The 10,976-nt window shown below is 64.4% G+C and carries 3 protein-coding genes and 1 pseudogene; 3 read left to right on the forward strand and 1 reads right to left on the reverse strand.

Going from position 1 to position 10,976, the window contains the following annotated elements; all coding sequences use genetic code 11:
- Positions 1-84: 84 nt before the first annotated feature.
- Positions 85-1,203, reverse strand: a pseudogene (locus tag NHF53_RS24230) (IS256 family transposase).
- Positions 1,204-1,585: 382 nt separating this feature from the next.
- Here NHF53_RS24230 and NHF53_RS23835 point away from each other — a divergent pair.
- The 3 genes from NHF53_RS23835 to NHF53_RS23845 form a co-directional block, all read left to right on the forward strand.
- Positions 1,586-2,191: an invasion associated locus B family protein gene (locus tag NHF53_RS23835; protein WP_252836428.1), complete on the forward strand. Its 606-nt coding sequence runs from the start codon at positions 1,586-1,588 to the stop codon at positions 2,189-2,191.
- Positions 2,192-2,206: 15 nt separating this feature from the next.
- Positions 2,207-3,946 carry a ShlB/FhaC/HecB family hemolysin secretion/activation protein gene (locus tag NHF53_RS23840; protein WP_252836441.1) on the forward strand — a complete coding sequence of 580 codons (1,740 nt, stop codon included), beginning with the start codon at positions 2,207-2,209 and terminating at the stop codon, positions 3,944-3,946.
- 23 nt (positions 3,947-3,969) lie between these two features.
- On the forward strand, positions 3,970-10,976 hold a 7,007-nt coding region (locus NHF53_RS23845; RefSeq protein ID WP_252836429.1), incomplete at its 3' end, for a hemagglutinin repeat-containing protein.

The following is a 10,976-nucleotide window of genomic DNA, read 5'->3' on the forward strand; positions in this document are numbered from 1 at the left end:
ACGGCGGGAGCGGCCTGTGGTTTTCTGATCATGTGCCGAGGAATGGTGTATGAGCGCCGACCTTCGGAGAAGGGCGGGGACCGATCAGGCGGCCACGGCGGGCAGCCTGATTGTTGGATTGTTCGTGATGCGGCAAGCGTTTCAAGGCTCGTGTAGCGTCGAGCAACGGCCCGTTCGTCGTTTGTCTCCGGCATAAGCGCGCCGGCGAGGCGGACGATCGCCTCGTCGTCGGGGAAGATGCCGATGACCGGCGCGGCGCTTGATCTTGCGGTTAACGCGCTCGAGCGGGTTCGTGGATGCGATCTGCGCCCAGTGTTCGCGCGGGAAGCACATGTAGGCGAGCACGTCGTCGCGGGAAGCAATCCATCAGGGCGTCGAGCTTGGGCTGTTTCTCCCGCAACGCGTCGGCCACGGCGTCCCACTGCGTTTCGGCGCCGGCCTTCGTCTCCTGCGCGAAGATCGTCGTCAGCATTGCCTCCACTGCCATGCGCTGCTTCGTCGGCACATGGGCGAGCGCGTTGCGCATCCAGTGAATTCGGCACCTCCGGTGCGTGGCATTGAACGCCCGGCGTGCCGCGGCGCGCAGGCCTTTGTGGTCGTCCGCAATGACCTGCTTCACGCCACGCCGGCCTCGGTCAGCGAGAGACCGTAGGAAGTCGGTCCAGAACCTCTCGGCTTCTGACGGGCCGCTGGCTACGCCCAGCACCTCGCGCTTGCGCTCATCGTTCACCGCCACTGCGATTGTCACGGCACGGCTGACGATCCTGCCGCCCTCGCGTACCTTCAGGTAGGTGGCGTCGAGCCACAGATAGGGCCAGCTGCCTTCGAGTGGTCGGGTGAGGAAGGCATTCACCCATTCGTCGATCTCGGCACAGAGGCGGCTCACCTGTCTCTTCGACATGCCGCCCGCGCCCATCGCCTTGACCAAATCGTCCACCGAGCGTGTCTAGACGCCGTGGACATATGCGTCCTGGATCACCGCCACCAAGGTCTTCTCGGCCGTTCGACGCGGCTCCAGGAAACTCGGAAAGTAGCTGCCCTTGCGCAGCTTCGGGATATCCAGCGCGACCCTTCCTGCGCGCGTGCGCCCTTCCACCTCCATCTCCATATGCGATCGGCGGCAACGGCCAGCATGTCACCCACGAAGCCGCTGTCGGCCTGCTTCTCAATCAGCGCGATCAGCGCCATTCTCTCATCGGTCATCGTCGTCTCCGTTTCAGGTTCCAGGTGTTGCAACCCGAACCTCCTCCAAGATCGGCGATGACCGCCAGCGTCACTGTCGGCCGCGCGCTGCGCTATGCCGACGGCTCCGCGCGCGACCTCATACACCATCGGCGGGGACACGACCTGCCAATCGGGCCGTTCCACATATGCGTCAGAGCCACTTCTCAGTGCAAATCAACAGTCAAATCTCCATCGCAGGCTGTAGGTTGTATTCTTTTTGATATTCTGATATCAGAATATGAAAAGGTGCCAAGCAATGTGTTTTAGACGGGAATTGAGCTTGATGTTGAAGGTAAAGACTCCTTTTGCGTCTCACTGCCGGCTTGATGGGGCATACGTCGGCCGACCAGGATGGAAACGAATGCCTCTGATCAAGAAGGCGGCACGAATTAGTGCTGCCGTGGTCATCTGTTCGGCTGCAACTTTTGCACAGGCGCAAGATGGAAGCGGGTCTCCGACGGAGACGGAACCGACGCCTGCCGTTCAATCTACTCGTTTTGACGATTGGCATCGCCGTTGTGTCGATGTGAAGGACGGAAACGGAACGTCTGTACGTCAATGTGAAGTTGTGCAGGTTGCGCAAATCAGGCAGGGCGAGAGCAATGTCGACGTCTTGACGTTGGCGATCGCAAAGACGGCTCCGGCAAACGGCTCCGGGACCACCGGAAGCCAGGTTGGCGGCGATCTTCTCCTGACGGTTCTCGTGCCTCTGAATGTGGTTCTGCCACCAGGCCTTGGTCTGGTGGCCGACGGCAGAGATCTCGGCGTTATTCCTTATAGAAACTGCAATCAGGCAGGCTGCTGGGCGCAACGGAAACTCGACGAGAACATGCTGGCGGCGTTGCGCAAGGGTACGGCTGGCGAAGCTCGGCTGAGGCTCATGACCGGGCAGCCGATAAACCTGCGCTTCTCACTCAAGGGTCTGACGAGGGCACTGGCTGCGTTGGAAGAACCGTCGAAGATCTGAGTTGGCCCTATGAAGATGCAATCTGGTCGCCGCGGATGCGGGCTTGCCGTCTCCTGTTCCGCAATCCTCGCGAGCCTTCCTGTCCTTGCACAATCGCCGCAACCGTCGACGACCGACGATTTTCTCCGACGTCAGGCAGGAGAAGCGCTCGAGCTGCGCCTGACGACCGCGCGCGATGCAACGCCGGACGGGGTGAGACTGAAAGGCGACACGCTGCAACCGTATACAGCAACCACCGGCGGGGCCTGTTTTCCGGTCAATCGCGTGACGATCGAGGGTGCCTCGCTTCTGTCGCCCAGAACGTTGCAGGCCGTCCTGATGCCCTACGAGCACAAGTGCATCGGCCTTGGCGACATCAACTCGCTCCTGAAGGCAGTCACCAACCTTTACCTGGAGGAGGGTTATATCACCTCCCGAGTCTATGTGCCGGAACAGAATATAGCCGAAGCCCGGGAGCTGCGCCTTGTCGCCATTGAGGGAACGCTGTCGGACATCTATGTCAACGGTGCTCCGGCTACCCATCCGGGTCTCGCCGCAACCGCGTTTCCGGGCATGAAGGGCGGGCCGGCGAATATCCGTGACATTGAACAGGGGCTGGACCAGATCAACCGGCTTTCCTCGAGCAACGCCCGCTCCGTCATGCTGCCCGGCGAGACGCCTGGGAGTTCAATCCTCAACATCGAGAACCAGCCAGCTCGGCCCTGGCACTTGTCGTTGGCCAACGACAATCTCGGCCAGAGGCAGACCGGTTACTCGAGAAGTTCCGTGTCATTGCGGATGGACAACCTTGCCAGTCTCAACGACCTTGCTACGCTTACTTATGAGCATACCGGTCCCGACTACCCCTGGCCCGAGGATGGAGTTGGTCGCAGCGACAGTATCGCGGGATCGGTCAGTGTTCCCTACGGGTACTGGACTTTCTCGCTCGATGGTTCCTGGTACAAGTACCAAAGTACAGTTCCCGGCAACTTCGGCGATCTCGAAAGCTCGGGCGATTCCCGGCAGGCGGGACTCAGGGTCGATCGCGTTGTCTCTCGTGACAAGAACTCGATTACGACCCTGAGAGCAGGACTTACCTACAAGGAAACCAACAATTTTCTGATGGGCAGCCGTATCGAGGTCGGAAGCCGACGCTATACGGTAGCAGAGCTGGGATTGTCGCATTCGCGACGGATGCTAAGCGGCGTCTGGGTCTTGGACCTGACTTATAGCCAGGGCGTCGATCTCTTTGGCGCAGTCGAACGCGGCGACCCCGGTGCGGGTGGGGCTGAGCCACACTTCTCCAAGTTCACCGGCACTGCAAGCGTGACCCGGCCCCTGGAACTCGCGGAGCAGCACTTTGAGTTGAGCTCGATCGTCAACGGTCAATACGCGCCCGACAATCTCTTCGGCGCCGAGCAGATATCGCTCGGTAGCTACAGCAACGTGCGCGGTGCGCGAGACGGCGTGCTCTTCGGCAATAACGGCTTCTTCCTGCGCAACGAAATCATCTGGCGCACGATGCCGTGGTCTGAAAGCACGTATCTGGCCAACGGTCTTGGAGAACTGCGGCCTTATGCGGCCATCGATTATGGGCACGTCTTCGGGCAGGACCGGTTCGGCATCGAAGGCGGCGACCTCGCCAGTTGGACCGTAGGGGCACGTCTTGCCGGGGGCAGCATCAACGCGGACCTCGGCTATTCCAGGGTTTTCGAGAGCAGCACTGACACGGCAAGCAGGGAATTGTTCTTCATCAATGCATCGTTGCAGTGGTGACCTGAGCAAGGAAGGGAATTCGAATGTCTTCGAAGATTGTACATCGTTCGGTGGCGAGTTTGCTCAGCGCAGTCCTCGCCCTGCATCCGGCTCTCGTTCAGGCCCAGGCGATCACCCCGGACGGCGGGGCCGCCTCTGCAAACAGGCCGACGGTCGGGACGGCGCCGAACGGCGTGCCTCTCGTTGACATCGTGACGCCGAACGGACGTGGGCTCTCGCACAACAAATACGGCGCCTACAACGTCGGCACGCCCGGGTTGATCCTCAACAACTCCAATGCAGAAACCGGTATCTCGAAACTCGGCGGCGTGACGCCGGGCAATCCGAACCTGCGCAACAGTGGCCCGGCGACCGTCATTCTGAACGAGGTGACGAGCGGCGGCCGCAGTGCGCTTCTCGGCCCGACGGAGGTGTTCGGTGGCCGCGCCGACGTCATCGTCGCCAATCCGAACGGGATTACCTGCGACGGCTGCGGTTTCATCAATACGCCGCGCGCGACGCTGACCACCGGTACGCCGGACATCGATGCGACGGGACGCCTTTTGGGCTTTACGGTGCGAGGTGGCGACGTCACCTTCGGCACGAAGGGTGGCAATTTTGCCGGCGGCGAGGGGGCTGTCGATCTCTTCGACATCGTCTCGCGGACGGTTCGCATCGACGGGCCTGTCAACGGGAAGGATCTCAGGATCACGACCGGACGCAACCGCTTCGACTATGCGACCGGCGAGGCGACCGGACTTGCCGGGGCCGATGATGCTTCCGAATTCGCCATTGACGGCTCGGCGCTCGGCGCCATGCAGGCCGACCGGATCAGGATCGCCGTCACCGACAAGGGCGCCGGTGTCAGGATGCGCAACGACATGGTCGCCAATGCGGGCGCATTGACGCTGTCGGCCGATGGCAGGATTTCGCTCGGCAACGCGTCCGGCCGGGACGGCGTGGATATCCGGTCGAAGAGCCGGCAGGTTGAGGCGAAGAAGATCACGTCGAAGAGCCGGGTGACGGTGAAGGCCGCAAGCGGCGTCACCTTGCACACCGTCGCGGCCGACGGGGATGTGCTGATCGCGACGGGCGGCCTCGTCTCTGTTGCCGGCGAGCTTGCAAGTCTCGGCAATATGGAGCTGACGGCGTCCGGCGCCATTGCTGCAGGCCAGGTCTCCGCGGGCAGGGATGCCGTCATGCAGGCTGGCGCGGGGATCACCGCCGGGCAGGTCCTGGCCGATGGTGCGATCCGGCTTTCCGCTTCGTCGGGCAATATTGCCCTTTCGGGGATGGCCAAGACTGGCGGCGCTCTCCAGATTACGGCCACGTCGGGCGCGATCAACGCCGCTTCGCTCGTCAGCTTCAATAACATGACGCTGACGGCAGGGCGCGAGATCGGCATTGTCGGCGACCTGCTTGCCGGCGGGAAGCTCGTCGCTTCCGCCGGAAGCCTGAAGGCCGCAAGCGTCGTGTCCGGTGTCGACTTCGCGGCGACCGGTGCGTCCCCATCGGGTACGATCGTGCTCAAGACCGGCGGCGACATGCGTCTGACGGCCGGTGCCGGCACAATCGAGGTCGGATCGATCCTGACATCGGGCGATCTCGCCGCAAGGGCGGGCCTGCTCGTCGCCAGTGGCATCACTGGGCATAGTGGCATCTTGATCGCAGGCGACACCCGCGTCGCCGGCCAGGTCCTCGGCGCCGGAGACGTCACGATCTCGGGTGCAGGCATTCATGCGGGAGCCATTGTGTCGGGCGTAGACCTTGCCGCGACGGCTGCTTCGCCGACCGGCGCGATCCTGCTTGCGGGCACGGGGGACATGAGGCTCGCGGCGACGGCGGGCGACGTGGCTGCCGGAAGTCTGCTGTCGGCCGGAGATATGGCGGTGACGGCAGCCGGCAATATCACGACCAGCGCGGTCAGCCATGGCACGATGGATGTCGACGCCCGCGGCGCGATCACACTTTCCGGCCAGTCGCTGGCCTCCGGCGATGTCCGGCTTGCCGGCTCCTCGATAAAGACGGAGAGCCTCGTTTCCGGTGTGGACTTTGCCGCAACCGAACGGGCAGGCGGGCCATTTGTCCTGCGGACCGATGCCGGTTCGATGTCGCTCACGGCATCCGGCCTCGTCGAGGCAGCGACCTTGCTCTCCGCAGGCAGGCTCGACGTCCTGTCGAACAGCTTCCGCGCCGGCAACGCCACCAGTCATGCCGAAGCGGCAATCGTCGGCGATACTGTCGTCACCGGTCAGCTTCTCTCCGCATCCGACCTGTCGGTGACCGGTTCCACCATAAGCGCCGGGCTGGCGGCGGCGGGCGTCGATCTTGCCGCACTCGAGAACGGCAGTGTCGCTCTCGGAAAGCCTGCCCGCACTCTCGTGCTCACCGCGAGCGCTGGTGATATCGGGATTGCTGATCTGCTATCGTCGGGTGATGCCAAGCTGAACGCCGCCGGCGGGGTTTCCGGGAACGCTCTCGTACACGGCGACCTCAGCGCAACGGCGGCAGGCGCGATCAACCTTGCCGGTCAGTCGCTCGTCGGGGGCAACGCGCTCCTGAACGCGAACGCCATCACGCTCGGAACGCTCGTCTCCGGCGTCGACTTTGCCGCAACGGAGCATTCCGGCGGCTCGCTGGTCCTGACGGCCGGCGCCGGTGACATGACCCTTCTCGCGAGGACCGGCTCGATTTTGGCCGACCAGCTGGTGAGCGGCGGCGACCTTAAGGCCCGTGCTCTCCAGGACATCGGCTATGACAGCCTGCGGAGTTTCGCCGGCGTCGATCTGCGTGCCGATCAGGGCACGATCAGTCTCGATCGCGACACGGTCGCCAAGGGCGATATCGCGCTTTCCCTGCAGCACCTCGATCTCAGTAACAATCGCGGCAAGCTTGCGACCGCCGGGACCCTCACCGTCGATGCGGGAAGCGCCGATCTTTCCGGAAGCACGCTCACCTTCGGAGGTGTCAGCCTCAATCTGAGCGGCTTGGCTGACGTCTCGGCGGCAAACATCCGCGCCGTGACCGCTGATGGCGGCACCGGCGATATCGCGATCTCCGCGCAGACCATCACCACGACCCCCGCGACCGCACTGCTTGCCGCAAACGATCTCACGCTGACGCTCGCCTCGCTCTCCAATACGGGCCAGCTCGCCGCGGGCAATGACCTGACCGTCAACGTCTCCGGCAATCTGACGAATACGCCGACCGGGCTCGTCTATGCCGGCAATGACGGGCGCCTGCTTGTCGAGGGCGACCTCTTCAACGACCAGGGGGCGATCCTCGTCGGAAACGACCTGACGATCGCCGCCGATGCCGACGGGGCACGCAACCGTTCCGTCACCAACGTCTCCGGCCTCATCAAGGCTGGACGCGACGCGTTCATCACCACGGAGAACCTCACCAACAAGAGGCTCTTCGTCCCCGGCCTGAAGGAAGTCGTTGTCCTGACGGGTACGGCCGGCGAATTCCGGCTCAATCCGGATGTCGCCGACGAACCGTTCATGCAGCTCTACCAAGGCTGGAACGATGACACTTCGAGAGATTACATCTTCCCCGACCTGCCGCGCCAGCTATGGGAAGACTACCAGGACAGGCTTTGGTCGCGCACGGTCCTCGCCGACGGCAGTTCCTATCACGCCTGGACCTGGATCTCGGCCCAGGGGCCGACAGGGTCAACCACCATCCGCAACTGGATTGCCGATCGTGTGCCGCGCGACGCCGACGGCAATATCACACTCGATCCGGATAACCCGTCGAAGTACTTCGTCGTCGTGGAGCAGGGCAAGCCGCACGACACCAGCACGACCTATAGCCGGGACGAGGCCGCCTATATCGGCCAGACGGTCACCCAGGAGGTCTTCGACGGCGAGCTTGCGCCGGAAGCCCTGATCCACACCGGCCGCAATCTCATGATCGACGCGACCGTGCTGAACAATTCCAGCAGTTCGATCGAAGCGGAAGGCAATGCCGCCCTCAAGGGTGAGACGCTCAACAACGAAGGCGTCATGGCAACCCGCACGACCACGCTGGAATGCCATGCGCAGGGCGCCTGCGAAGCCTATGACGCCAAGGGCAGACGCAACCCGTCGAAGGACATGGCGAACGGCACTTCGGTGCTCGGAAACGTCGAGGCCGTCAGCCTCGCATCCGCCAACATCAAGGCGGCCGGCAATCTCGACATCAGCGGGTTTGCCACCGTCAACAACACCTCTGCCGCCGGATCGATCGCCGGCCATGCCGTTCTTGCGCCGTCGACCGATCCGGCCGATCCGACCGCCGCCCTTGCCGGGCTGACGGCGGGCGGCGCCTTGTTCACGCCAAACGCGGCGCTCGGCGGCCTCCTTGCCGGAGCCGGGGTTTCCGGGGCCGGAACCGGCCTGCAGCCCGGTGCGCTTCCGCTCGCCTCCGCCGACATGCTCGCAGCGCTCGCCACGTCGGTTCCGAAGCCGGGCTCGGGCGGGTTCGGCGGGACGGTCCCCGGCCAGGTCTTCCTCTACGAGACCCGCGCGGAATTCCTCGACGTCGGCAGGTTCTACGGCTCGGGCTACTTCATCGACCGCATCGGCTACAAGCCGGAGCGCGAGGTGCCGTTCCTCGGCGACGCCTATTTCGAGAACGAACTCGTCGACGTGCAATTGCGCCAGCTCGCCGGCCAGGGGCTCGGCAAGGGCTCCTTCGTTCCGGGCAGCGATGCCATCGAGCAGATGAAGGTGCTGCTCGACCGCGGGATCGAGTTCGCCAGAGCACACGGTCTTGCGATCGGCGAACAGTTGTCGCCCGAACTCGCCGCCTCGCTCACCGGAACGCTCGTCTGGTACGAGAAGAGGATGGTCGCCGGCATCGAAGTCCTCGTGCCGACCGTCTACGTCGCCGATGCCGACCGGGCGACGCTCACGGCGTCCGGTGCGCTGATCTCCGGCGGCTCGCTGACGATGAATGTCGGGGCGGTTGACAATTCCGGGACGATCGCCGCCAAGGGCGACCTGCGGCTCGCCGCGACGACGATTGCGGCGAACGGCGGCAGCTTCGTCGCGGGCAACGACCTCCGGCTCGACGCGTCCCGCACGATCACGCTCACCGCCCAGTCCGTCGATATCGGCGGTGCGAGCGTCGTCAATCCGAATGCCATGGTCGATGCCGGCGGCAATGCCGTGCTGAAGGCCGGCGACACCCTGAAGCTTACGGGCGCGGGCGTCGAGGTCGACGGAAGTGCGCTTCTTGCCGGCCGCGACGTGACGCTCGATGCGGTCAAGGTCGAGAACGGCGGCTCGGAAAACGCCACCGGCACGCGGGTGAATGCCGGCGGCAATCTCGCCGTCAGCGCAACGAATGACGTCACTATCATCGGCAGTTCGGCAAGTGCCGGCGGTGCACTCGGCGTCACCGCAGAAAACGGTTCGGTCAGCGTCGTGACGAAGGACGTCAAGCGCGGCACCGACGACGGCTATACGACCACCGCCACCACCACGCAGCAGATGTCGCAGCTCACCTCCGGCGGCGACATGAGGGTCGGAGCCGGAAGGGACGTGCTTCTTTCCGGCTCCGCTCTCGGTGCGGGTGGCGATGCCGCCATCGTCGCCGGCGGCGACGTGAACATCACCGCGGTCGCAAACCGGAGCTCCGTTCAGTTCGGCGCCAATTCCGGCGAGCGCATCGTCAATGCCGGCGCCGAGATCACCGCGGGCGGCAATGTCGCGGTTTCCGCCGGCGGTTCCGGCGCGGGCGACCTCACCATCATCGGCAGCAGCATCGCCGCCGGCGAGGCGGTCGACCTCCGGGCCGCCGGAAACGTGACGATCGCCGAGGCGATCGACCAAGAAACCTACGACCTGCACAACAAGTCCGGCAATGGAGCCCATACCGACAGCCATATCGCCATCGAGACGGCCTCCGGCTCCGCGATCCGGGGCGAGAGCGGCGTTGCCATTTCCGCCGGAAACGACATGACGGTCTCCGCCTCCACGGTCGAGGCCGGCAGCGCCGACAAGACGGCCGACCTCACCATCGCCGCCGGCGGCAACATCGTCGTCAGCTCCGGCAAGGACGTGCTCGATCAGGATACGCAGTCCCGCGGACACGGTTTCCTGCAAAGCAATGAATGGTCGTCGGAGGTCCACGACGAGGCGACCGTCGCCTCCCGTCTCGGCGCCTCGGGCAGTGTGACGCTTTACGCGGACAAGACGGTCGCCATCGCCGGTTCCGAGGTCACGGCGGGCGAGGACATCGCGATTTCCGGGGAGAGCGTCGCCATCATCGGCGCGCAGGAGGCGCACGACCTCGCGATCGGCAAGGAGACCTCCGGCCTCTTCGCCGGCTCGGGCGACGGCTTCTTCTCGATCTGGGGCGAGGAGGAGAAGGAAAAGAGCGGCAGCACCGTCGTCAATGCCGCCTCCACGATCACGGCCGGCGGCAACGTCTCCGTCACCGCCCGCGCTCGCGACATCGACATCGTCGGCTCCGGCATTGCCGCCGGCGGCGACATCGCGCTTTCCGCCGCGCGTGACGTCAACGTGACGCCGGGCTCCGAAAGCGCCATGTCACAGGAGACGGAGAAGCGTTCCGGCTTCGGCATCAGCCTCTCGTCGGGCAGCGGCTCGGCCTCGATCGGCATCGGCTACGGCTCGGCCGAGGACCAGGTCACGCAGTCCTCCGGCACCAATGCGCTCTCCACGCTCTCGGCCGCAGGCGACGTCACCATCACGGCCGGCAACGACGTCAACCTGCAGGCGGCAAAGGTCGAGGCGGGGCAGGACATAGCCCTCTACGCACTCAACGACATCAATCTTCTCTCCGCGCAGGACGAGACGAACTATGCCCATCGGCACGAGGAGTTCTTCGCCGGCATCAGCCTCAACGTCCAGTCGAGCCTGATCTCTGCCGGCCAGCAGCTTGCCGATTCCGCCTCCGGGCTCGGCGATGCCAACGGCCTCTACTCGCTCGCCCCCACCGCCCTTGCAGCCTATAAGGCCGGCACGGCGCTCCAGCAGGCCGGAGACGGCGGGTCGCTCGGCTCGGCCTCGCTCACCATCGGCTTCACGCAGCAGAAGAC

Origin of the sequence: Ciceribacter sp. RN22 (assembly GCF_024054295.1) — a bacterium.
In the GTDB taxonomy this organism is placed as follows: Bacteria; Pseudomonadota; Alphaproteobacteria; order Rhizobiales; family Rhizobiaceae; genus Allorhizobium; species Allorhizobium lividum.